The organism is Lysinibacillus sp. RS10 (assembly GCF_041956855.1).
Classification (GTDB): domain Bacteria; phylum Bacillota; class Bacilli; order Bacillales_A; family Planococcaceae; genus Lysinibacillus; species Lysinibacillus xylanilyticus_A.
Genome location: NZ_CP167122.1, coordinates 92622 through 116664 on the forward strand (window position 1 = coordinate 92622; position 24043 = coordinate 116664).

The window sequence follows — 24043 nt, forward strand, 5'->3', positions numbered from 1 at the left end:
AAGTATATGTTTTGTTACGAATACTTTTGGGAGGACATAGAATTTCAAAGCATATATTATGCAGTAGAAAGGAATAAAGTGGTATTTTAAGGTCAAGAACGCTAATTTTATTCATTGGAGGATTATATGAATGGAATATAAACTATTAGTAGACGAAATTGAAAATTTAGTGGAATTATTAACTCAAAATAAGTGGATTCATCATATTGACCAAATTTTAAAAGAGGAATCTATTCGAAAAGCGTATGCAGAAGGATACTATCACAACGATCGCGAAACGCATTGGATCATTGATAATGAAGAAAAGGTTGGGATTATCATAATTCATGACATAAATGACACAATCCCATTATTCGATATCCGTTTAGATGCACGTTATAGAGGAAAAGGATACGGAGTAAAGACACTCCTCTGGTTACAAAATTACCTGTTTGGAGAAAAAGGTAAAATTCGTATCGAAGGTTATACGAGAGTTGATAATATTGGTATGAGAAAATGCTTTACGAAAGCAGGTTTTGTGAAAGAAGGTTATTTAAGAAATGCTTGGGAAAATGCAGATGGTACTGTGACAGATAGTATCTTATATGGTGCAATTAAAGATGATTGGATGTTAGGTAGAACAACGCCTATAAAAATGGATGATGTACCCTATTAAAAATTTTAGGTTAGAAAAGGGTGTTGTGAAATGTACACAGAAAAAGATTTGCTAAGAGCTTTAAAAAAATCCTGGTCAAGTCAATCAAGTTCAAAATGGAGTCTAGATAATCCAGCAAGAGGACAATGCGGAGTTACTGCATTAGTTGTAAATGATATTCTTGGAGGCGAGATTTATAAAACATGGCTTGATGAAGGCTGGCATTTCTATAATATGCTCGCAGGGGAAAGAAGAGATTTTACAGAAGAGCAGTTTTCGTACAACCTCGAATATCAAGACCTTTGTTCAAGCAGAGAAGAGGCTTTTCAAGATACCAATGATGCTCAATATTCTTTTGTTTATAGTTAAACAGAGATGTTGTTAAGATAACATCTTTGCTTTTTTTAACATTAAACAAACTTGTTGACGTAAATTAAACCAGCGTGTTACTATTATCTCGAATTCAAGATAACTGAATTCGAGATAATTGAATTCTAACCTTTTAATCCGGGTGGAAAGTTTAACTTTTCACATCATAAGGAGGTAATCATAATGGGTTTTTTAAATAAATTTTTCAGTTCAAAAAAAGAGGAGGAAAAAACAATGGCAGAATTAAATATCGGGATTATTATCGGATCAACACGTGAAGGGCGTGTTAGTCCACAAGTAGCACAATGGGTAAAAGAAATCGCAGATCAACGAGGAGATGCTAATTATACAATTATTGATATTGCGGATTACAAATTACCTTTACTAGGTGAACCAGGGCAAGATGCTTCAGGCGCTCAAGGTTGGTCAGAAATTATTGCAAAACAAGATGGATTTGTATTTATCGTACAAGAGTACAATCACTCTATTACAGGTGCTCTAAAAAATGCACTAGATTATTTGCGTGTAGAATGGAATAACAAAGCTGCAGGTATTGTATCGTATGGTTCTGTAGGTGGTGCACGTGCAGCTGAACATTTACGTGGTATTATGGGTGAGCTTTTAATTGCAGATGTCCGTGTACATCCAGCATTGTCACTATTCACAGACTTTGAAAATGGTACTGATTTTAAACCAAAAGAGGTGCAAACAGATTCTGTTAACCAAATGTTAGACCAATTAATTCCTTGGTCAAAAGCTTTATATACAATTCGTTAACTTCTTTCAGCAAAAGTCTTTTGTACCGAAAGCGTAGCGACAGGTACAGAAGTCTCCCACCTCTATAGGTGGTGAATTGAATGCGAATATAAGCTGTTTTTCAGCGGGTGTCCAAACGCCCGCTGAAATAGAGGAACTCAGTCTAAGAACGCCACGTCCTGTGGCGACGACTGAGTGACCAACATCACGTTGGCCCAAAGCCTCCGGCGGATGTCATGGAATCGGAAAGGAGTTCAATAAAGGATGTTAGCCTAAATTCATCGCATCCATGCGATAACGGCTAACTGACCTGCATCGGAAAAAACGCCACGTCCTGTGGCATTACCGAAATGACCGACATCGTGTCGGCCCTCACGCAGGCCTAAGCACAAAGCCGATTCCAGACGCAATTATGCCAAGGCATAATTGATTTTTGTTCAAAGATTGAGGTAGAACGGTATTGGATAAAGTATAGGTGAGAAATACATTTATCATGAAAGGGACTGTTAACATGAAAAAACATACTGCGGGTATTCACCATATCACAGCCATTGTAGGGCATCCACAAGAAAATATTGATTTTTATGCTGGTGTTTTAGGCCTTCGTTTAGTTAAACAGACGGTAAATTTCGATGACCCAGGCACATATCATCTTTACTTCGGTAACAAAGGTGGTAAGCCGGGGACAATTATTACATTCTTCCCATGGGCGAATGCTTATCAAGGTCGCATTGGTGATGGTCAAGTTGGTGTAACTACTTATGTTGTACAAGAGGGAGCACTAACTTATTGGATTAATCGCCTTGCAAAATTCGCTATTCCATTCCAAAAAACAGAACGCTTTGGTGAACAAGTAATACAATTTGATGATCCACACGGACTTCATATTGAATTAGTGGCACGTCCAGAAGGCGAATTGAATGAATGGACATTTGGTGAAGTAACTCCTGAGGTTGCGATTAAAGGATTTGGTGGAGCAACACTTTATTCAAGTCATCCTGAAGAAACAGCAAAAGTTTTAACTGAAGTCATGGGACTTGAAAAAGTAGCAACGGAAGGTGAGTATACTCGTTACAAATCTAGCGCAGATATTGGTAATACAGTAGATTTAAAAGTTGTTCCTGGTATGCGTGGTCAAATGGGAGTCGGAACAGTTCATCATATTGCTTGGAGAGCCCAAGATCATGCGGACCACCTAGAATGGCAAGAGTATGTAATGAATCATGGACAACATGTAACTGAAGTGAAAGATCGTAATTATTTTAATGCGATATATTTCCGTGAACCTGGTGAGATTTTATTTGAAATTGCGACAGATCCACCTGGATTTGCTCATGATGAAACACCTGAGACAATGGGTAGCCAATTAATGTTACCAGCTCAATATGAACAGCATCGTGAACAATTAGAAAGAACATTAATTCCAATCGAAGTGCGTGCGCTTGATTAAGGAGGATGAGTCGTTTGATTTCGATTGATCCTACGAAAAATACTGAGCGTGAAAACTATAAATTATTAATTGGCAGTATTATTCCGAGACCAATTGCCTTTGTTACGACGAAGTCAGAGCAAGGAGTCATCAATGGCGCACCTTTTAGTTTCTTTAATATTGTGTCATCAAATCCACCTATGATTTCTCTAGCGGTTCAAAGACCACAGGAGCGCTTAAAAGATACCGCTCGACATATTCATCATCAGCAACAATTTGTTGTGCATATTGTAGATGAGGATAATGTTAAGCAGGTGAATGAAACGGCAGCTTCATTACCTGTAACTGAAAGTGAAATTGATGGAGCTCAATTTACATTAACCGATAGCCAGCGTATATCTGTACCAGGTATTAAAGAGGCAAAGGTTCGAATGGAATGCAGCTTAGTACAGACGATTCCTTTGATGAATGGTGACGAACAGACAGGTGATTTGTTCATTGGTCAGGTTGTACAATTTCATATAGATGAGACCATTTATAATGAAGGTCGTATTGACCCGAGGGAATTAAAAGCGGTTAGCAGACTGGCTGGCTCAAATTACGCAAAAATTGGAGACATATTTGCGCTAGAACGTCCTCAATAAAAAATGCGAAAATGTTGATATAACAGCATTTTCGCATTTTTTGTTTTATTTTTTTATTAAAATTCCTTCTATATTCAGTAAATCTCCTTTTGTTAAAAGGACATCGGTTGCTTTTACATTGGTAGCTACTTGTTTTTTAGGTGACAGATGAGCTAATACTACTTTTCCAAGTGCGCTTGAATACATGGGTGTTCGAGTATCGATTGCGTGAAAAGCAGGCTGTTCAAAAGGCTCCCTGATCACATTTTTTATCACCATCTCACAATCTTCCAAAATACCAATATAAGTCGTTATTTCTTCTTGCCGGGCTAATTGATAGGGCGCTACGAGAGATGTCCACTGGATATCTTTATGCCAAAATAAATGTTCATCCCTAAAAATATGCGGATTTAATTGATAATACTTATTATATTTAATCACATAGTTCATTTTTTCTAGTGTATAAAGCATGCGAAAAACGGATGTCTTGTTTATTGATAATTCTTCCATAATTTCAGTTAATGTAAGAGAATGTTTTTGACGTAATAGATCCAAAATCAAAATGCCCTTTTTTAATGTCGATACTTCATAGGACTCCATTTTGCCCGGTCCTAACTTTTATGAATAATGGGGTTTCTTGCTTTAATTGTCTACTCCTTTACAAATTTGAGTTTTGCTTATGCTAAAAAATAAATGATTGCCTTTATAATATTAAAAATGTCACTAGCGTCGCATTAAAATAATTCAACGGATTTTAAAAAACTGAATTTTCCGCAATATTATCCGTGCATAAAAAAAGCCTTTATAATGGTTGGGTGGTAGTAAACCATCCAAATCCAAAATAAAGGACATAAGCATGGATAAGTTTACACGAAAAACTTCATTTGAACAATGGTTTTCACCTATTTCTTCTACACAAATGGAGAAATTAGTTGAAATTCATCAATTAAATTACTATACAAAGAAGCTTCACATCGCTTCATTCTTGAAATTATTACTGTTTGCGCAACTGAATGAAACCGAAAGTCTACGTGCCATTAGTGACACGCTGTTATCAGACGACTTACAAAAAGCAACGTATTTAGAGTCCATCAGCTTTTCGCAGTTAGGTCGGCGATTAAACCAAGTGCCAACTGAGTTTTTCCAACAAATTTTTCTAGACTTAGTCGGGCAAATTCATGAGAAAACGCATTTTGAGCAGCGCCGAAAAACCACAACACCACTAAAAATCATTGATTCTAGCACATTGCCATTGAACTTAAACAACCATAGATGGGCTGAATTCCGTAAAACAAAATCAGGTGTGAAGTTACATTTGCGCCTTGTTTACCTAGAAAAAGGTTGTTCGTACCCTGATAAAGCGGTGCTGACGAATGCGAAAGAACATGATCGTGGTCAGCTTGAAATTCTCGTTGATGACAAGGAGTGCATGTACGTGTTTGACCGAGGCTACTTAGATTATGAGCGCTTTGACCGCATGACAGATGACGGACTTTTCTTTGTCTCACGCTTACGAAAAAACGCCGTAACACGTGTGATTGAATCATTTAAAGTACCTGAACAGTCATCGGTGTTATCGGATGAAATGATTCTGATTGGCAACACGCAAAATCGTGCTGAAAATGTATTTCGCCGTATCGAAGTACTAGATCCAAACGGTAAAGAGCTACATCTGATTACGAATCGTTTTGATTTAAGCGCAGATGAAGTCGCTGAACTGTATAAGTCACGCTGGGCAATCGAACTGTTTTTCAAGTGGATGAAACAGCATCTGAACATTAAAAAGTTCTACGGGCAAAGCGAGCTAGCTGTGCATAATCAGGTGTACATTGCGATGATCGTTTACTGCTTAAACGTGCTAGCACAGCTTTACACAAACAGTTCACTGACGTACTTACAAATTAGTAGGTACTTAAAAGCAACACTATGGAAGCCCGCACGTATTTGGCTTCGGGAAATCGAAGGAACTACGGTACCATAAGGATTTAGAACTGTCAGTTGCCCCAGTCAAAGGTTATAGTAAAAAAATGGATGTTTACTATCTCTATTTAAGTATCTTTCATTTTCTTTAAAAACGGAAGAAATAGAAAACAGAAAATTCAATTAAAATCAATGCGACATTAGTGTAAAAATGTAACTATTAATAATTCACACGTACAGATTAAGTTATTTTAGAAAACCTCACATATGGAAATTGAATCATCTTCTATCGTCGTGCTTCCCTGTAAATTAGTAATCTGAGATTGGAAAATTCCATATAAAAGAATGTGTCGAGTAGCTCGGTTTTTAGCAAGGTTTAAATAGAGTAAATAATCTTATTATTGACTCTATTCTAAAAGATAGATAATATAATAATTATTTAAAAAAATGTATAAATAGTATGTTTACTATCTTTATTGAATATGGAGTGGTTATTATGGCAAATTTTTTACGAACAAAGTCAATCGAGCAAGCCAATAAAATAACTGAAGTTGAACGCTTTAAACTTAAACGTGAACTGGGATCGTTGCAATTATTGCTGTATGTACTAGGAGCCACAATTGGAGCGGGGATTTTTGTACTGCCAGGAACTACAGCTGCTTTACATGCAGGTCCTGGTGTCGTTGTTTCTTTCTTAATTGGGGGGCTTGTAACAATTGCAGTTGGACTTGCTTATGTCGAATTCGCAGCGATGGTACCTGTCGCCGGGAGCGCTTATACTTATTCTTATATTGCATTAGGTGAAATTATTGCTTGGATAATCGGTTGGGACTTACTATTAGAGTTTATCGTTATTTCTAGTACAGTTGCAGTTGGTTGGAGTGGATACGTCAATTCGTTTTTACAATCTGTGGGAATTCACTTGCCAGGAGTTTTAACAAAGGATATTGCTCATGGTGGGATTGTGAATCTACCTGCTGTGGCTGGTTGGCTTATTGTGGCTTGGATTGCACTAAGCGGAATTAAAAATGTGGGCCGATCAAATATGTTATTTACAGCTGCAAAGGTTGGCGCGATTATCTTATTCCTTGCTATTGGGGCTTTTCACGTTAACCCTATAAACTGGACACCATTTACACCATTTGGCTGGTCAGGTGTAATGGCGGGAGCAGCATTAGTGTTCTTTGCTTTTACTGGATTTGATGGTGTAACAACTGTTCTGGAAGAAGTAAAAAATCCGCAAAAAACAATACCAAAAGCTTTAATTGGTGGTTTAAGTGTATTAACGCTTATTTATGCACTTGTTGCACTAGTATTAACAGGTATTGTACCATCCCCTGAGTTAGATGTTCCAAATCCTACTGTATATGCACTACAATCTGTTGGTATTCAATGGGGAGGTGCTATCATTGCAGTATCAGTTATTTTTGGATTGCTTGCTACGATGATTGCCAATACAACTAGTGCGACACGCGTGCTGTTTGCAATGAGCCGTGATGGACTTCTACCAGAACGTATTGCACAAACAAATAAGAAAACAGGAGTACCTGTATTATCAACTTTAATTGTGGTTGGAACAGGAATTCTCTTATCAGGATTTTTATCGATCGGAGAATTAGCGGAATTTGCTAATATAGGCGGTTTAACTGCTTTTGCTTTAACAACAGTTAGTGTTGTTGTTCTTCGCTATACACGACCAGATCAACCACGTGTATTCAAAGTACCAGCGTTATGGCTTGTAGCAACTGTAGGTGTTGGAGGATGTCTTGTATTAATTTTTAGTCTCCCATTATTTACGATACTACGCTTTTTGCTATGGTTGGCAATAGGTTTAGTTATTTATTTTGCCTATGGATACAAACATGCTAAAATGAACGCTAAAAATGAAAATCTATAAATGTGACATACACCCCTTTGGTTCTAAAGGGGTGTTTCTATAACTAACTTACATACAGAGCTGGACGCACATTCTTGTTCATACCAACATATTCTAAGTTTAAACTTCCTTACATGCCCAGGCATCAATCTCAACCTTTAGGGTAGGGGCAGCAAGTGCTACTACGTAAATTAATGTCGTACATGGAAGGTGATCACCAAGAAAATCACTTATTATTTGTTTTCTTTGATCCGCATTCATTTCCCCAACGCAATAAAAGACTAGCTTCGTTAAATCATGAATTTCCATATTTGCACTTTCAAGATTCTTTCGGATATTTTCTAATGCTAACTTCATTTGAGCTAATGGCTCTTCAGGTACAGTCCCGTCTTTCTCCATTCCTATTTGTCCAGATAATGTTAACCATCTCTGTGGTCCTGTCACCTCAATCTGATGTACATAAGGAGCAACTGGTAGATGAATGTCCTCCGGGTTTCTTGCAACTTTCATATAATCAATCCTTTCTATTATGGTGAAAATTGTAATGAGAATATCATACTAAAACTAATTCTAATTTTACTACCATCATATAAGAACTTACATTGGATATGATGGTTCAAAAGGTTATAATAGAATAATAGAATCAAGGCTTATAACGCTGATACAGCTTTCAATAAAGTACAAAAGTAGTGTCATTAATTTTTATTATGATAAGGCATACAATTCTTTTCGCTCCTTGGATTAATTATTTTCTAATAAGACTTAAAAAGCGCATGCATTTAAGTGGTAATGGAAATAATATTCCAATGAAGGAGGGGATTTACATAAGGATGATACGTAATGTTTTACATCAATTTTTTACTTGCTTATGTTCATTTGATAGCGACACCCAGGCAGTAAAGACAGCGAAGCCGTATTGTAGAAGGAGTGAATACATGAGTAATTTCTTTCGAAGTAATGGATTTAAACGATTTATAATTCTAGTCGGGATCGCTGTTGCACTATATTTGATGCGAAGTATGATTAATCTTGTTCTTCTCACGTTCATTATTACTTACTTGATGAATCAGCTTACCACAAAGACAACAAAAGAGATTAGAAAGTATGTACCAATGAACGAGAAAGCCGTGACAGTTACCCTCTATCTTTTACTTGTTGCAGGGATTGTGGCTGTTATCTATAAGTATTTGCCTGTCGTAACCCAACAAATTACGCAGCTTTTTGACCTTATTGCTAGCTTTAGTCTCGATCCAGATGATAACGAGATTACAAGGTATTTAGCTCCAACTTTTGAGAAAATTGAACTTGGCAAATATTTAGAGCAGGGTGTGGACCTAACTCTTAAAAATATTACGAATATTGGTAAAATCATCTTACATGTGTTCATCGCCCTAATTTTAAGCTTGTTTATTTTACTTGAGAAGAAACGTATTACGGAATTTACAGCGAAATTTAAGGATAGCAAAGTGAGTCACCTTTACTATGAGTTACAATATTTCTCAAGAATATTCATTCGTTCTTTTGGTAAAGTGATTGAGGCACAATTTATAATTGCAGCCGTCAATTGTGTTTTATCTGTTATTGCCCTATATATTATGGGCTTCCCACATTTGATTGCATTAGGGATTATGCTCTTTATACTAGGATTAGTGCCTGTCGCAGGGGTCATTATGTCTTTGATTCCTCTAAGTATCATTGCATACAGTATCGGTGGTTTCATGTACATTTTTTATATCTTGATTATTGTTATGATTTTACATGCAATAGAGGCATACTTCTTAAATCCAAAGCTTATGTCGGCGAAGACAGATTTACCGATTTTCTATACATTTATCGTTATTCTCTTCTCAGAGCATTTCTTCGGTGTGTGGGGCTTAATTATCGGTATCCCATTATTTATGTTCTTACTCGATATTCTGGGGGTTACGTCCTCAGAGGGTGAAGAGCAACATGCCACGGCAGTGCCAGGTAAGTAAAGTGAATAAAGTTTTTGTTCAAAAAGGAATCTAGTGTGTATGATTCCTTTTTGTCTTTGTTAATTGAAAAAAATATATATGCTAAGATAAACTTGAATAAATTTACAATGTAAGGGGGGATAGAAGTGAGTGAATATAGTAAGTTCCTAGATACGGAAGCAGCCCATGCAAAGCTTAATTTTAATATGGCAATACTTTGCATGGGGTAAATTTTAACTTCTTTCAGCAAAAGTCTCCCACTTCTATAGGTGGTGAGGCATAATTGATTATTTGCCTCGAAGTATTTCTTATAAAATTAGCTTTGCTACCTTATTTTATTTTCAAAATAAAAATGAGGGGTTGGCAATATGGCTTATAAGAAGGCTTCAGTTATCTTACCGAAAGAGCTTTTACTAGAAATCCAAAAATATGTTCAAGGTGAAATGATTTATATTCCTAAAATAGAAAACACTTATTTAGAGTGGGGTGCACGTTCAGGCACAAAGAAATATATTGAAGGTAGAAATAAGTCGATAAAAGAAGCGTTTAAGAATGGAACTTCAATTGAAAAACTATCTACCCAGCATCATCTAGCGGTAGAAACGATTAAAAAAATTGTTTATACAAGGTAACTCATAGAAGCACTAACAGCTGAAATGTTGGTGCTTTTCGTATGTCTAAAACGTTTCTTAAAGGAACTAGGCATATTCTTTCTAATATAAATCCTGTTTAATATAGTTAAAGGGAGGGTTTTTAATGATAATTACAGGACAAGATGTATTTTTAAGACCAATTACTGAAAATGATGTAGATAGTATATTCATGTGCTTTCAAAATGAAGAAATTATGTATATGACGGGCACTCGTAACCTTTTAACGAAAGATCAGATTAATGAGGCTTTGAATCGATTTAGCGAAGATTCCACACGTTATGATTTTGCCATTTGCTTAGTAGAGAATAGCCGTATTATTGGTGATTTAGCTATCATGGAAATAGACTTAGACAATCAAAAGGCAATGTTTCGCATAGCTTTGCACAGTATAGAAAACTGTGGGAGAGGGTATGGGGCCGAAGCGGTTCAGCTTGTTCAAAAATTTACGTTCGAGGAGCTACAGCTTAATCGTTTAGAATTACAGGTTTACTCTCATAATATCCGTGGAATGAAATCCTACGAGAAAGTGGGCTTCAAAAAAGAAGGCGTATTAAGACAGTCCTTACTTATGAACGGGAAGTATTCTGATGAGATTATTATGAGTATACTTCGAGATGAATATATGGAATTAAAAAAGAACTATTAAAAGATTTTTACGAAGGTAGTTTTTGCAGGATGGTAATATTGAAGAAAACAAGGAATTTTAAAATAGGAATCTTAACAAAGCAGCCTTAAATGAGAAAATTCATCTCTCTTTTGAAGGTGCTTTTTTGTTATGTTCAAGTATATAGAATTACTCCACCAAATTACCGAGGTACTTATTTAGATCCGTGGTTTGGAGACCTCTTGCTGTCAATATATGAAGAACAATTATGTTATTAAATCTGGCTTTCATATCTATCTTTAGGTAGTTATGGCTTTTGTTTGAAGTTTTAAAGCCCATCACCAAAAGTTGTGGATGACATTTGTTAAAACATATACTATGTAAATAAGTTGATTGGAGTGGAGGCTGGGTGACTCCTTGGGGATCAGCGGTAGAGGAACGAAGGCTAAGAGCATCACGTCCTGTGATAACGCCTTCGTGACCCACATCGTGTAGGCCCGAGACCCTGGAGCGAGCAACGCGAGTGAAGCGGCTCATCGGACGCCCCCAGGAAAGCGCCCAGTCGGAACGGAAATCAACCACACGTTTTGGTGATAAACCAGTTTTAATAAAAAGTGATAATATATGGAAAAATATGATATGATATTATGGTGAATATTTGTTAAAGGGGGCGGTCATTATGACAAACAAAACTGTTTTTATAATGAAATACTGGGGGATAACGCATAATTAACAATGATATGAAGCGTTTCCCTGAATTCGGAAGGGGAAAAATGTATGAGTAAGAATGCTGTGAAAATTGTAGAAGTCAATGCAGAAAATTGGTATGAGTGTTGCCTATTACAAATATCAGAAGAGCAAAGAGATTATATTGAACCAAACGCTATTTCAATAGCACAATCAAAGTTTGAGCCAACATTAAAACCATACGTTATTTATTTTGAAGAGCGAGTAGTAGGTTTCTTAATGTTTAATTCTGTAATAGAAGAGCTTGATGGCTATTGGATATATAGAATTATGATAGATAAGCATTTTCAAGGTAAGGGTATAGGGAAAGTAGCTACTGAGCTAATGATTGCAGAAATAGCTAAATTACCAAATGCGCAAAAAATTATAGTAGGTTATCATCCAGAAAATAAAGGTGCACATTATTTATATTCAAGCTTGGGATTTAAAGATTATGGTGATCGCTTTGGTAAAGAAATGGCCGTCATCAAATATTTATAATAATATAAAAGGGGCCTATTTAAGGTCCTTTTTGAATTTTCTTTCAGTAAGTCTATTACTTTAGTATTGTTTCTGTATTCTATATTCTGTAATATTATCCATTAGGAGGTGTTATAGTGAAAAAACTACTTATAACTTTATTAACAGTAACTTTAGTATTCTCAGTCACATCATTTAATGCTGATGTACAAGCGAAAGAGACATTTAAAAACTGTAAAGAATTAAACAAAAAATACCCTAAAGGTGTGAAAAAAGATCATCCTGCCTATCAAGATAAGCTTGACAGAGATAAAGATGGATGGGCTTGTGAAAAATAGAAGTTAAACAATATAAACCCCTTCGAAACAAAATCGAAAGGGGTTTTCTTCTTCGTTTATAGCTCTAATTTAAGCTGCTTGTCTCTGAGAAAATCGTATGTGATTTTCTCTTCATAAAGATAAAAATGAGCAATGCAGTAATGCCTTCTGCGACAGGGAAGGTCCACCAAATAGCTTGTGGGCCAAGCAATTTAGGTAACAGTATGAGCGTAGGGATAAATAGTATAATGCTCCGTAATAACATAATGGTAGTTGCAAGTCGGATTTTTTCAATCGATTGGAAGAATTCTGCAAACACCATATTCATACCAAGGAATACATAGCCAATTGCAAAGTATGCAAAGCCCTGCGCCGCCATGTTGCGGATTTCCAGCGTGCTATCACCAAATAGTGCTATTAGCTGTGTAGGAAATAACATAGCGATGATGGCAGTAGTTAAACCTAAAATAAGGGCAGTGGCAATACCGATTTTCAACAGCGCTGTTAACCTCTCTGTTAATCTTGCCCCGTGGTGATAACTAACTAGAGGTTGTAGAGCCATACCAATACCAAGGAATACCATTAACAGTACCGTATGAATATAGTTAATCATGGCGTATGCAGTAACTCCATTTGGTCCTAAATAATGTAAAAATGTCACGTTATATAAAATGACCATTACAGCGACAGAGGCTTCAACGATAAAGCTTGGTAGCCCAATAGCAAATATTTTCTTTAAATCAGATAGGCTGAAAAAATTACGCACAAATTTTAATTCGGATTGCTTTCTGAAGAAATGAAGGCATAGCACGGACATACCGATCATTGTGGAGAGTGCTGTAGCTAGGGCACAGCCTGTTACGCCGTAATTGAACACGAAAATAAAGATATAGTTTAAAATAATGTTTAAAACAGATGTAGTAATTAAGCCCATCATGGCGAGCTTTGGATTGCCATCATTTCGAATAAAAATGCTTAATAGGTTTTCAATCGTATAAAATACACCGAATACTAAAATAACATGTAGGTACTCTTGGACATAAGGATAGGTTGCATCACTTGCCCCGAATATATAGGAAACTTCCTTTAAATTTAATAAAAGTAATAGGACGATCGTCATAACCACAATGACCATGGTTGTAAATGCTAATGTAAAGAGCTGATGCGCCCGTTTTTTATTGCCCTCACCAAGAGAAATTGAAAATAGTGTAGCCCCACCCATACCAATCCAAAGGGAAATGGATAGTAATATAGAGAAAATTGGTACGGCGATATTTACTCCAGCTAGAGCGGTTGTTCCAACTCCGTGGCTTACGAAAATACCATCTACTAAAATATTGACCGACATCAGCAACATGCCAATCATCGCTGGGAATAAGTATGATAAAAATAACGGCTTCAGCGGTCTTGTTTCAATAGGATTAATGGTTGTCATGGGCATGTACCTCCAATAGCATTACCTTTTCACCGTTTTCATCTAGTTCACCATTAAAAACGAACCCAAATTTTTCATATAGCTGAATGGCTACTATATTGTGGTCATAAACGCTTAAATATATTTTTTGGCAGCTGAAGTTAGCCACTAAATATTTAATAAGTTGCTGTAAGAAGTATTTTCCCAATCCTTGGTGCTGATAGCGTTCATCAATGAAGTAGCGATCTAACCAAACACGCTGCGCATTGTTCTTATATGGGAACAGACCATACATGGCGAAGCCAACTGCAATGTCCTCTCTATACAATCCGACTGGAATAAAACGTGTATCAGTTTCTGCCTCCGCCAAGCATTGCACGGTACTCTCAATAAAATCCTGCTGATTATCTGCAATGCGTAATGATAAAATTTCCTTTTTGTTTAAAGCTGTAATGTCACGAATTTCCGTGAACATAATGTCAAAACCTTTCTGTTATTAATTTCTTTCAGCAGATGTCTAGAATTCCGCTGAAATAGACGATTCTGGGCGCAATTTTGCCGTGGCATAATTGGTTGTGAATAGCTACAATTTAATGTATATAGTAACTATATAGTCAAGGAAGGGAAACTTAAAAATGTTTAATAAAAATGTAAAATATTTTACAACTGGTGAATTCGCTAAAATTTGTAAGGTGAATAAACAAACACTCATTTACTACGACCAAATTGGTTTATTATCACCAATCATGAAGGATGGTAAGGACTATCGTTATTATTCCATTGCGCAATATGAATTTTTTAGTGTGATAGAGCTATTGAAGGCGGTAGGTATGTCTTTAAAGGATATTCAAACATATATGGCAGAAAAATCACCTGAAAATTTCTTAGACTTGATGCGACAGCAAAAGGACATTGTAGCGAAAAAACGTCGAGAGCTTGAGATGATTGAAAACATTATCGATGTAAAAATCGATTTAACAGAGGAAGCCTTACACCTTGATTTTGATAGCATTACGATTGAGCACCTACCAGAGGCCACATTATATTTAAGTAAAAATATCGAGGATTCGACGGAAGAACAGTTTACGAAGGCTGTTTCAGATTTTATAGATGAGTTAGATCGTTCTCAATTAGACACAGGTTATCCTATTGGGGGTATGACAAGAAGAGAACAAGTATTAGCCGGAAACTATGATAATTATAGTTACTTATATATAGAGCAGCCACAGCCGAGAGAGGGCCATCCATATTTTAAAGCGATTGAAGGAGATTTTATCGTTGGTTATCACGTAGGACTGGCCACTACACTTGGTGAAACATACGAGCGATTATTTAAAGTAATGCGAGAAAAAGGTTACGAATTAGGGCAGTACGTTTATGAGGAATATATTTATGACGCCGTTATTAAAAATCGTGAGGAGGAATATGTAGCGAAAATTATGGTGGAAATTAAAAAGGGTTGTTGATAAGGTTTTTGCTTATCAACAACTTACTATTAGAAAGAGTCACTCTAAACAATTAGAAAAGAACTAGTAAAGGTAAGCAATTTAGCATGTATATTGAGCATTGATGGAAGTAAAATCCTAGTGTTTTAAAGCAAATTGAAGTCTAATCCTAATAAGTGAATGATTTCCTGACGATATAGTAGAGAGTCTATAAATATTAGTAATACTCTTGTAGCCAGGAGCAATGGCGACAATTGCTTAGCTTTTGGAAAGAAAATGAAATACTAAGAAAAAATAAACAGCTATTTAGCCAAGCTCTCGAAGGTTTGGATAATTCATTGTAAAGGAGAGAGAAGATTGAACCATTTCACGATATTTGCTTCTAAGAACGACATAGAGGATGTCGAGTTAAAAATTTCAGACGCCTTTGCAAAGGGCTTTGCTATTGTTAAAAGTGAAAATGAGTATTCGATAAAATCCAAAGCATTGTTTAAAAAACATAAATTTATCATTAGGGTTATGTCTGAAGATACGAATCCAGATTACTTCACTAAAAACATTCCTGGAATGATGGGCTACTACGATAATATTCCTTTTGAAGATGACAATTTAAAAGAATTAGTGTTGACTCAAATATCCGTTTTAAATACAGTGATTGCTATTGAATCAGAAAAAGAGATAACTGAAGAACAGTTGCTGTTATTTTCGAGGTTGTTATCAACTATAGGTGGCATTGGCTTTTTACCGAATGGCACATTATTGGATGATGAGGGGGTAGTAATTGTTTATCCTGACGGGCAATCAGGACCATCTGACTTTAGACCCCACGCTTGTACACGAAAGATAATGGGACAAGCGGTGTCATCAGAAGAAGGCGAGCAAAGAAAAAATAAAACGATAGCGTTTCTAAAAGAAAACGCGATCCCATATGCAGCGTCTCTTCCTCAGCTTCCACCAATAGAGGCTTGTCAGTTTAAAACCCAAGAAGACATTGCTAGAAGAGCTGTAGCCTTGTTAATTGTCATTCAATTTGCTTGTGATGTGGCGCAAGGTGGAAACGTGGAAGAATCGCGAGACTTTTTCATCAATATGTTACGTAAATATGAAGTGGAAGACGATCTAACTAACAATGAAAGAGACTTTTTACAAGCTTCTAAACCAGATGCGCAAGAAGCCATTAATATTTCATGGCAATATGAGGCTTATTGGACGCTTATTTGGGCACTTGGCTTTGTTGAAAAGCTGGATGTTCCTGATGAAGTATGTGATTGCGAGCATGCCATCCAAGTTGTTTCTAACTACGAGACGTTTGAACAATTTTATCAAGAAACTACAATGCGAAATCAGGAAGAGATTTTGGATGAGGCCGACAAAATTTACAGATACCATTGGGCTTGTGTAGATAGTCGTATACAAGAACAGACAGCTCCTACTGGTATGAACGAAAGTATTGTCATGGAAAGACGCAGAGGCTTGTTCTGGATGATAGGGCATCGCGATGAAGCTTGGGATACAATTTCGATGGATACTTAAATTTTAAAAAAATAGCAAACTAGAAGAATGAACTAGTTTGCTATTTTTATATTCTTATTTTGTCCCGCATTAACGGGCAGTAATTTGTCTGTACCGAAAGCGAAACGTCGGGTACAAGACTGCACCTCCAAATCAATGAAGGCAAAGAAAGGACTGCCCGTAAAAGCCCGATTGGTAAAGACTAATAATCAGTGGGGATGAAGAGAACCCCACTGATTCAAGTTTTACTTTATATAATTTGGTTTACTTACTTTATCAATCAGAAGAATGCCATCATATTGATCGCGTGGAACAAGGCTTTCTTGCATAGATCCCCAGCTATACGATAAGCGTGGCTCAAACATCCATGAGTTTCCTCGTTCATTTTGACGATTGCGTAAGTCGATAAATGTGTATGGTTTATTTGTCGATGAAAGAATATCCTCGATAGATCCTTTCACTGGCGGTAAAACGGCCATAGGTTCACCCAGATTGTTTGCTGTTTCGCCACCAGCCATATAAAGACCAAGCACATAGCTATATTTCTTGTAGATATCTGGTAGACGCTCACCCATTAATTTTACCGGATAAGGAGAACCCATTACTTCGGATTGTGCTTTACGAATATGATCATTATGCGCCCAGACGATAAACTTTTCAGTTGGATAAACCTCCTCTGCTAACCAAAGTAAGTTTTCCATCATTGCTTGGTCACGCCATTCCATTGTCTTATAAAAAGACTCAGGGTTATATTGTTCTAGATCAATATTTGATTGAATGGATAGTTCTACATATTCGTCTGCTAAACGGATACGGTCAGCTAAAGTACGTTCCATAAGCTTTACAATATGAGGCTCGCTCGGATAAGCCGCTTTTAACTCTTTTTCTTTAAGCGGTACTTGTGATTTTACTTGTTTATATACTTCGATAATGCTTGGTTTTGCCTTTTGATAGCCCTTTAAATCCTTACCGAAGCTCCATTCTGCAAGTTGCTTCTCTGCTTCACTGAACTGTTTCGCAAGCTGACTATTTTGTAGCCAGTCACCGTTCGTAAATGGATTTTGCTGTTGAATATCGAAGCCTGCTAATTTTAATGGTTGATCTGTATTCTGTGTTTTTTTAGTATATTCAAATAACGGTAGTGTTTCTTTCGACCACCATACGGGGAAAATAGAATCCTTCATCGTTTGTTGCGCTGTTTGTTTATCAATTTGACCTTGGGCATTCATGGCATTCCCCATACCACTTTCAAAGGCAAGAACGTTATAGCCCATTTCTTGGTGTAAAAATTGAATAATACGTGTTTTTGCTAGGTTAAATTCAGCCACACCGTGAGAACTTTCCCCTAAAAAAACGATACGTTTATCGTGTAATAAAGGCTTAAGCATTTCTAAATCTTCAAATTTATCTGATGGAATTTTTTGTTGACCAACTGTTTCAGGCTGAATAGATGTTAAGCTATAGGCATGGTCGTTTGTCCACTTTTTCCAATCTTGTAATGTCTCATTGGATGTGCGGGCTTGCTTTACTTCCGAATTGTTCTCTACGGCTACACGCTCTTCTAATGCCGGAACTGCTGTTGATGCATTTGATACGCCGTTGAACGCTGCAAAGCTTGTTAACGCAATACTTAATGATAATAAAACCTTACGCTTCTTCCCTTTTGACACTTTTTATCAGTCCTTCTCTTTATGTTAAGACTAATTATAAGTAGGTAAGTTTAAAGTAAAGGGGGTATTTGTTTAAATTTTGTTTAAATTTTGTTTGTTGTGATAATTTTGGGTTCATCACCAAAACGTGTGGTTGATTTCCGTTCCGACTGGGCGCTTTCCTGGGGGCGTCCGATGAGCCGCTTCACTCGCGTTGCTCGCTCCAGGGTCTCATCTGTGACGCTGATCCCCAAGGAGTCACCCAGCCTCCACTCCAATCAACTTATTTACATAGTATATGTTTTAACAAATGTCATCCACAACTTTTGGTGATGAGCCTAATTTTGGGTTGATTACCATTCTTAAATCTATTAAGTAAGTGCAATGATAGAGCACTTCCATATGTGCAAGATAAGGATGGTAGATCACGCTATGGAGATGCTATTTATTATTTATAGTGATACGTGCTAGCTCTTACATTATTTCGTTGTATTTGGTTGAACCATGCACGATCCTTTTCCTCTTGCTGTAATGTATTAACGATGGTTGACGAGCAGCTAACACAGATTTTTGCTTGAGTAATCTGTCCACATCGTTCACAAGGTGCGCCTAAATTAGGAAAAATTGATTTTTTTAATTTCCCTGATTTCACCCATTTATAAAGTAGCTCGGATGAAACCCCTGTTATTGCAACTACTTCATCATTCGTTAAATAGCGATTATTTTTTCTTAGTAAAAAATGATGTAATTCTGAAAAAATATCTTCTTCTCTCACATCAATTCTTTTTGTAAATAGCTGCATGTCTATTCCTCTCCTCGTTTACTTCAGATGATTTCGCTTACACCTTCATTAACATTAATAGGCTGCTCGTCATATTTATAGTTTTCCCAACGATTACGTGCTATTTTTCGATATTTATTGGAAACATTTCGGTCCGCAATTAATCGAGAGAATCCTTTTTTCGCTTCAGTAATATCACTGAGTCGGAGGCTTAATTCAGCATGCAAAAATTGAATTCGCTCTCCGCCCTCTTGATTGGAAGCAAAAGATTTACTGTAAAAGTCTCTAGCAGCAAAGAGGTAGTGCATTTCTGATGCATAATCATTTTTTAAGCGATAGAGCCAGGCTATTTTCAGTGCGAAATTGGCCATAAGAAGTGATTCTTCCATTGATGCTCTTGATACAAGATAAGCTAATTTAAAGCTTATAATGGCATCATCGATAGTACGTTCCTTACATATATCCATAGGTTTTTGGAGTTCTTTTATGTACAGCTCATCAATAAGAAGCATAAAAGGTCCATAAGTTCTTGTCATAGATTTGTGGTAGGCATACCCACAATGCGGACAAACAGCAACTTCATATAACAGCGGATTTAAACCTTCATAGACTGGCATGAAGTCTGTTTGCTCTTCGACTACTTTATAACGATTGGGACGTACTTTATATGTGGTAAAATGCTTTTTACAAAACTTGCAATCCACACTACTTTCATAGTAGTAAATGTTAAATGCCATAAGAATCAACTCCTTTACATCCAATTAGGTTATTATTTCTTTTGTTCTATGTATACGATGATTATATCGTTCAATATGTTTAATTAACTATCTTCTATATTAACAATTCTGTGTTCTTTGGTATACTCCTTTAGAATTATTAAAATAAAAATCATCATTACTTTTTAGGTAATTGAAAAGTCGATATGTATCCTTAATAGTATTAATCGGTGTAGTTAAAATAAGTTATACCTTTATTTTCTTTTTGTCATATTATGTACAACTGTTCAACTAAATTGCTGCTAATTGTTATATTTTACAATAGCTTATATAGGTTAAATTAACTATCTATAATGTAAGAAGAAAAATGCCTTCTTTTCAATTATTCATGTAAAATTAGAGGTATGCTGATTAGGTAAATATAGGGATGTTTTTTACTAAAAAAGGATTCTTAAGTGAAGAGACAGTGACAATGAAGCAGCTTGAACTTGTCTTGCATTTTCTAATTGGAATCATCAACAAAAGTAGGGAAGCGTATGCCATGTATATAAGTTGATTGGAGTGGAGACTGGGCGACTCCTTGGGGATTAGCGATAGAGGAACGAAGGCTAAGAGCATCACGTCCTGTGATAACGCCTTCGTGACCAACATCCTGTTGCCCCGAGACCCTGGAGCGCAGCGAAGCGGCTCATCGGACGCCCCCAGGAAGCTTTGCTCTGTGCGAAAGCGTAGTGCTAACGTAGCTGCAGCAACTGGGTTTTGTCTGTGCGAAAGCGAAGCGGCAGCAACAATGTTTTAACTGTGCGAAAGTGCAACGACAGCAACAATGTTTTATCTGTGCGAAAGTGCAACGACAGCAACAACAAATGTTTTATCTGCGCGAAAGCGAAGCGTCAGCGGCAAATGTTTTATCTGTAGCGAAAGCAAAGCGACAGCTACAAAGCGCCCAGTCGGAACGGAAATCAACCACACGTTATGTTGATGATCCTCTGATTAATGGAAATGGATAATAAATTTACACACCCGGTTAAAAATTATATAAAACGATAAGGAGCGAACGATGGATTATAAAATTGTATTCTTTGACGTAGATGGAACGCTTGTTAATTATGAAGATGGCTGTATTGAAGAAAGTACAAGGAAGGCTATACAACAATTAATAAACAAAGGAATTCGTATTGTTGCTGCTACAGGAAGACCTTTATCGATGTGCCAACAGTTAAGAAACATAGGAATAGAGACGTTTATTACGGCTAATGGCGCGTATGTTAAGCATCAAGATCAAGTAATACATAAAATACCTATTGCAAAAGAAATTGTCCAAGTAGTTAAGGCTTTTGCTGAAGAACATAAACAAAGTCTCTCGTTTTTTACAGAACAATTATCGATGAATAACGTCCAAGAGAAAGAGACATTAACAGCTATGCAAGAGACATTATCTTTGCTAGAGTTTCCCGTTATTAATGAAGATATTTTAACGCAAGAGGTATATTTAATGTGTCTATATGCCGATGAGGAGATAGAGAGAAGATATGCATCACAATTTCCTCAGTTATTGTTTAAAAGATGGCATCCGTACATTACAAATGTTTTGCAGCAAGATGTTTCCAAATCGATTGCTGTTCAAGCTGTACTAGATTATTTCAACTTGAGTCCTAAGGAAGCACTTGCTTTTGGGGATGGAGATAATGATATCGACATGCTGGAACAGGTTGGCTTTGGTATTGCCATGGGCAATGGTAGTGAAGCCTTAAAAAATGTCGCTGATTTTATAACGAAGAAATCAACTGATGGTGGTATTGAGTTTGCTCTACGTGAGCTACAAATAATAGTTTAAGAAAACTATATTTATAGCATGGACTAGCCACTATACGTTGGAGAAAACTTTATGAACGTTATAATACTCATAATATTGTCTACTTTGAGTTATTATAAAGCTAACATTGAAAAGAAAACATTATGCTTTAGGTGGGATGGATTTATGGCGCATCATGTGCAATCTCTTATTGAACATTACGGGTATTTTGGCATTATTCTTATCCTAATTGGAGGGATTGTCGGGCTGCCACTTCCTGATGAGATATTTTTAACCTATGTAGGGTATAGCGTATATCGAGAAACTCTCTCGCATATTCCAGCTCTAATCAGCGCTGTGGTAGGTGCGGCAGGGGGAATTACCTTAAGCTACTATATAGGCTATAGATTCGGGCTACCATTATTGCGAAAATACGGTCCAAAAATCCATATTACTGAACAGAAAATTGACGTTACTAAAAAATTATTTGCAAAAATAGGACCGATATTATTAGTAGTCGGGTATTTTATTCCTGGTGTACGTCATCTAACAGCATATATTGCGGCTATTAATAATTATCCTTTTAAAAAGTTTGCTTTCTTTGCTTATACGGGAGCAATTATATGGACATTTACTTTTATTACCTTAGGAGAAGTACTTGGGGAGGAATGGCGTTATGTTGGGTTATATTTATCCCGCTACAGTATGTATCTTATAGCATTGTTCATCATAATAATTTTGATCGTTTATTTTATTTTTAAAAAAAGGAATTCACCTAAATAAAAAGGGTCTGAATCAATACCTATCATGGATTGATTCAGACCTATTGCTATTTTTAAGGCACTATTGCAAATGAACGCACAGGGAATCCAGAGGCCTTTTCAGGTTTTGGTACAATATTGAAAATAACAGCACCTTTAGGAGGTAACTTATCCAAATTTGTCATAAGCTCAATTTGGTAAGTATCTTGCTCAAGCACAAAATATTCGCCATCTAACTTACCGTTTTTACGAAAATCAGCTGCTGCATCCGTATCAAAAGTTTCGTGACCAATAGCACTAACTTTTCGTTCGTTGAATAAAAATTGTAATGCTTCTAATCCCCAGCCAGGAATATGATTATTACCATCTGCATCTTTGTTGCTGAAAGCCTCTTTATCTGGCCAACGTTTACTCCAATCAGTACGAAGCGCAACAAAGGTACCTGCTTCAATTTCCCCGTATTCAGCCTCAAAGTCAAGAATATCTTGGATACTTAATGCGTAGTCGTTATTCAATTCGGCTGCCTTAGATTGATCAATAACGATCAGTGGTAGGACTAGTTCTTTTAACGCCAATTCGTCTAAAAAGCGTGTATCTCGCACAAAATGGATAGGTGGATCGATATGTGTTCCATATTGCCCAGGGAAAGAGAATTGTTGCGCAAAGAAACCATCCTCATGGGAAAATAATGTTTCAAATTTTGCATCATCAAACATAAAGAAATGAGGTGAATTAGGACCAAATGTATGTGTTAAATCTATCCATTCTTTCGATTTCAATAGTTGAAGTGCTTGTAAAAGGTCGTTTGTCATAATATTTTCCTGCTTTCTTGTAATTATTTTTGGATGCTTAGACTTTGTTTACTAGCGAAAATAAAAAAGAGCCCTCCTTGTAGAAAGAGGACCCTTGTGCAAAGCAACTAAGTAAGTCTTCTCATCTTCAAGGCTGATTTCGCCAATTGGAATTAGCACCATACCTATAGGCTGGTTGCTGAGACATCATAGGGCCAATCCCTCCGTCTCTCTTGATAAGAAAAAATATAAGAATTTTCAGAAATAGATTACGAATACTTTAGCATATTTATTTATAGTTTACAAGTCCAATAGGGATACATAGTTAAAAAATTTCCAGAACCTTCAAAGTGTCATTTATAGTAATTTAAATAGACAACACATAGTCCCCACTCTTTAGTGGATTTCACCAAGTCAAATTTACGGTTAGCTTACAACAGTCACTGTCAGTAAATAGTATACGGATTCCATCTGGTGTATAGTTAGTTTCGAATTTGATGGTAATACCTGTTGACGCAATTAATTTTTCAACTTCTGTTTTATTTGACAGTTGTGCTGCGTTCATAAGATCATGGGCAAATTGCTCGGATTCATCAATTTTATCCGTCAGTAATTGTGCTTGCTGCATAATAACCTTAATCCGTTTCGCAGAAGTCTTCAATTTATTTATATTGACGGGTGGGAATGGATTGCTGTTTGCTGGGTTCGTCGGCATTGCTAGATATCTTGAAGGTTGTTGAGTGGCCATTGCCCATGTTGGATAATAGTTAGGGTAGACAAAATACGGATAAGGATTGTAATACAACTAAATTCCTCCTATCCTATAGTTGATACCTT

At 36.5% G+C, this 24043-nt stretch carries 25 protein-coding genes, 1 pseudogene and 1 riboswitch; of the genes and pseudogenes, 17 read left to right on the forward strand and 9 right to left on the reverse strand.

Features of this window, described 5'->3' with window-relative positions:
• Positions 1–130: 130 nt before the first annotated feature.
• From ACB089_RS00575 to ACB089_RS00595, 5 genes are all read left to right on the forward strand, one after another.
• Entirely contained in the window at positions 131–655 is a 525-nt protein-coding gene (locus ACB089_RS00575; protein ID WP_374964704.1) for a GNAT family N-acetyltransferase, read from the forward strand.
• Between the two features lie 30 nt (positions 656–685).
• Positions 686–1003: a hypothetical protein gene (locus ACB089_RS00580; protein WP_374964706.1), complete on the forward strand. Its 318-nt coding sequence runs from the start codon at positions 686–688 to the stop codon at positions 1001–1003.
• A 183-nt stretch (positions 1004–1186) separates the two neighbouring features.
• Positions 1187–1780, forward strand: a complete 594-nt coding sequence (locus tag ACB089_RS00585; RefSeq protein WP_374964708.1) for an NADPH-dependent FMN reductase — start codon at positions 1187–1189, stop codon at positions 1778–1780.
• Positions 1781–2270: 490 nt separating this feature from the next.
• Entirely contained in the window at positions 2271–3209 is a 939-nt protein-coding gene (locus ACB089_RS00590) for a ring-cleaving dioxygenase (protein WP_374964709.1), read from the forward strand.
• Between the two features lie 14 nt (positions 3210–3223).
• Complete coding sequence (locus tag ACB089_RS00595) at positions 3224–3832, forward strand: flavin reductase family protein (protein WP_374964711.1); 609 nt, start codon at positions 3224–3226, stop codon at positions 3830–3832.
• Between the two features lie 45 nt (positions 3833–3877).
• Here ACB089_RS00595 and ACB089_RS00600 read toward each other — a convergent pair whose 3' ends face one another.
• Positions 3878–4411 carry a helix-turn-helix domain-containing protein gene (locus tag ACB089_RS00600; protein WP_374964712.1) on the reverse strand — a complete coding sequence of 178 codons (534 nt, stop codon included), beginning with the start codon at positions 4409–4411 and terminating at the stop codon, positions 3878–3880.
• 256 nt (positions 4412–4667) lie between these two features.
• On the opposite strand from ACB089_RS00600, the gene ACB089_RS00605 reads away from it, so the two are divergent.
• Together ACB089_RS00605 and ACB089_RS00610 are read left to right on the forward strand one after the other, a co-directional pair.
• Positions 4668–5792 (forward strand): IS4 family transposase, encoded by a 1125-nt coding sequence (locus ACB089_RS00605; protein ID WP_374963085.1) that lies wholly within the window; start codon positions 4668–4670, stop codon positions 5790–5792.
• Between the two features lie 435 nt (positions 5793–6227).
• Entirely contained in the window at positions 6228–7628 is a 1401-nt protein-coding gene (locus tag ACB089_RS00610; protein WP_068985052.1) for an amino acid permease, read from the forward strand.
• Positions 7629–7727: 99 nt separating this feature from the next.
• Here the strand turns inward: ACB089_RS00610 and ACB089_RS00615 are convergent, their stop codons facing one another.
• Positions 7728–8117 (reverse strand): RidA family protein, encoded by a 390-nt coding sequence (locus ACB089_RS00615; protein ID WP_374964714.1) that lies wholly within the window; start codon positions 8115–8117, stop codon positions 7728–7730.
• Positions 8118–8542: 425 nt separating this feature from the next.
• Here ACB089_RS00615 and ACB089_RS00620 point away from each other — a divergent pair, with 425 nt between their 5' ends.
• The 5 genes and pseudogenes from ACB089_RS00620 to ACB089_RS00640 all read left to right on the forward strand — a co-directional run.
• Positions 8543–9583 (forward strand): AI-2E family transporter, encoded by a 1041-nt coding sequence (locus ACB089_RS00620; RefSeq protein WP_374964716.1) that lies wholly within the window; start codon positions 8543–8545, stop codon positions 9581–9583.
• Positions 9584–9930: 347 nt separating this feature from the next.
• Positions 9931–10194: a CD3324 family protein gene (locus ACB089_RS00625; RefSeq protein WP_374964718.1), complete on the forward strand. Its 264-nt coding sequence runs from the start codon at positions 9931–9933 to the stop codon at positions 10192–10194.
• A 124-nt stretch (positions 10195–10318) separates the two neighbouring features.
• Positions 10319–10861 carry a GNAT family N-acetyltransferase gene (locus tag ACB089_RS00630; protein ID WP_374964719.1) on the forward strand — a complete coding sequence of 181 codons (543 nt, stop codon included), beginning with the start codon at positions 10319–10321 and terminating at the stop codon, positions 10859–10861.
• 735 nt (positions 10862–11596) lie between these two features.
• Positions 11597–12046 (forward strand): GNAT family N-acetyltransferase, encoded by a 450-nt coding sequence (locus tag ACB089_RS00635; protein WP_374964720.1) that lies wholly within the window; start codon positions 11597–11599, stop codon positions 12044–12046.
• A 197-nt stretch (positions 12047–12243) separates the two neighbouring features.
• Positions 12244–12363 (forward strand): annotated as a pseudogene (locus tag ACB089_RS00640) (excalibur calcium-binding domain-containing protein); the annotation flags it as partial.
• 64 nt (positions 12364–12427) lie between these two features.
• Here the strand turns inward: ACB089_RS00640 and ACB089_RS00645 are convergent.
• Complete coding sequence (locus ACB089_RS00645; protein WP_374964722.1) at positions 12428–13777, reverse strand: MATE family efflux transporter; 1350 nt, start codon at positions 13775–13777, stop codon at positions 12428–12430.
• Positions 13764–14231 (reverse strand): GNAT family N-acetyltransferase, encoded by a 468-nt coding sequence (locus ACB089_RS00650; protein ID WP_374964724.1) that lies wholly within the window; start codon positions 14229–14231, stop codon positions 13764–13766. Before ACB089_RS00650 ends, ACB089_RS00645 begins: the two co-directional genes overlap by 14 nt.
• A gap of 160 nt (positions 14232–14391) precedes the next feature.
• Between ACB089_RS00650 and ACB089_RS00655 the strand changes: the two genes are divergently transcribed.
• Both ACB089_RS00655 and ACB089_RS00660 read left to right on the forward strand, forming a co-directional pair.
• Positions 14392–15222, forward strand: a complete 831-nt coding sequence (locus ACB089_RS00655; RefSeq protein ID WP_374964725.1) for a MerR family transcriptional regulator — start codon at positions 14392–14394, stop codon at positions 15220–15222.
• A gap of 336 nt (positions 15223–15558) precedes the next feature.
• Complete coding sequence (locus ACB089_RS00660; RefSeq protein WP_374964727.1) at positions 15559–16734, forward strand: DUF4272 domain-containing protein; 1176 nt, start codon at positions 15559–15561, stop codon at positions 16732–16734.
• A gap of 224 nt (positions 16735–16958) precedes the next feature.
• Here ACB089_RS00660 and ACB089_RS00665 read toward each other — a convergent pair whose 3' ends face one another.
• The 3 genes from ACB089_RS00665 to ACB089_RS00675 form a co-directional block, all read right to left on the reverse strand.
• Positions 16959–18383, reverse strand: a complete 1425-nt coding sequence (locus tag ACB089_RS00665) for an erythromycin esterase family protein (RefSeq protein ID WP_374964728.1) — start codon at positions 18381–18383, stop codon at positions 16959–16961.
• Between the two features lie 427 nt (positions 18384–18810).
• Positions 18811–19164 (reverse strand): hypothetical protein, encoded by a 354-nt coding sequence (locus ACB089_RS00670; protein ID WP_374964730.1) that lies wholly within the window; start codon positions 19162–19164, stop codon positions 18811–18813.
• 23 nt (positions 19165–19187) lie between these two features.
• Positions 19188–19880: a DUF2225 domain-containing protein gene (locus ACB089_RS00675; protein WP_374964731.1), complete on the reverse strand. Its 693-nt coding sequence runs from the start codon at positions 19878–19880 to the stop codon at positions 19188–19190.
• 788 nt (positions 19881–20668) lie between these two features.
• On the opposite strand from ACB089_RS00675, the gene ACB089_RS00680 reads away from it, so the two are divergent.
• From ACB089_RS00680 to ACB089_RS00690, 3 genes are all read left to right on the forward strand, one after another.
• A complete protein-coding gene (locus ACB089_RS00680) occupies positions 20669–20869 on the forward strand; it encodes a hypothetical protein (protein ID WP_374964733.1) in 201 nt (66 codons plus the stop codon).
• A gap of 50 nt (positions 20870–20919) precedes the next feature.
• Positions 20920–21696, forward strand: a complete 777-nt coding sequence (locus ACB089_RS00685; protein ID WP_374964735.1) for a Cof-type HAD-IIB family hydrolase — start codon at positions 20920–20922, stop codon at positions 21694–21696.
• A 144-nt stretch (positions 21697–21840) separates the two neighbouring features.
• The gene (locus ACB089_RS00690; RefSeq protein WP_374967630.1) at positions 21841–22437 is read left to right on the forward strand and encodes a DedA family protein; all 597 of its coding nucleotides are present in this window, start codon (positions 21841–21843) and stop codon (positions 22435–22437) included.
• Positions 22438–22489: 52 nt separating this feature from the next.
• Here the strand turns inward: ACB089_RS00690 and ACB089_RS00695 are convergent, their stop codons facing one another.
• Together ACB089_RS00695 and ACB089_RS00700 are read right to left on the reverse strand one after the other, a co-directional pair.
• A complete protein-coding gene (locus tag ACB089_RS00695) occupies positions 22490–23227 on the reverse strand; it encodes a cyclase family protein (RefSeq protein ID WP_374964736.1) in 738 nt (245 codons plus the stop codon).
• Positions 23228–23345: 118 nt separating this feature from the next.
• Positions 23346–23449: riboswitch (SAM riboswitch) on the reverse strand.
• Between the two features lie 163 nt (positions 23450–23612).
• Positions 23613–24011 (reverse strand): hypothetical protein, encoded by a 399-nt coding sequence (locus tag ACB089_RS00700; RefSeq protein ID WP_374964738.1) that lies wholly within the window; start codon positions 24009–24011, stop codon positions 23613–23615.
• Positions 24012–24043: the final 32 nt, after the last annotated feature.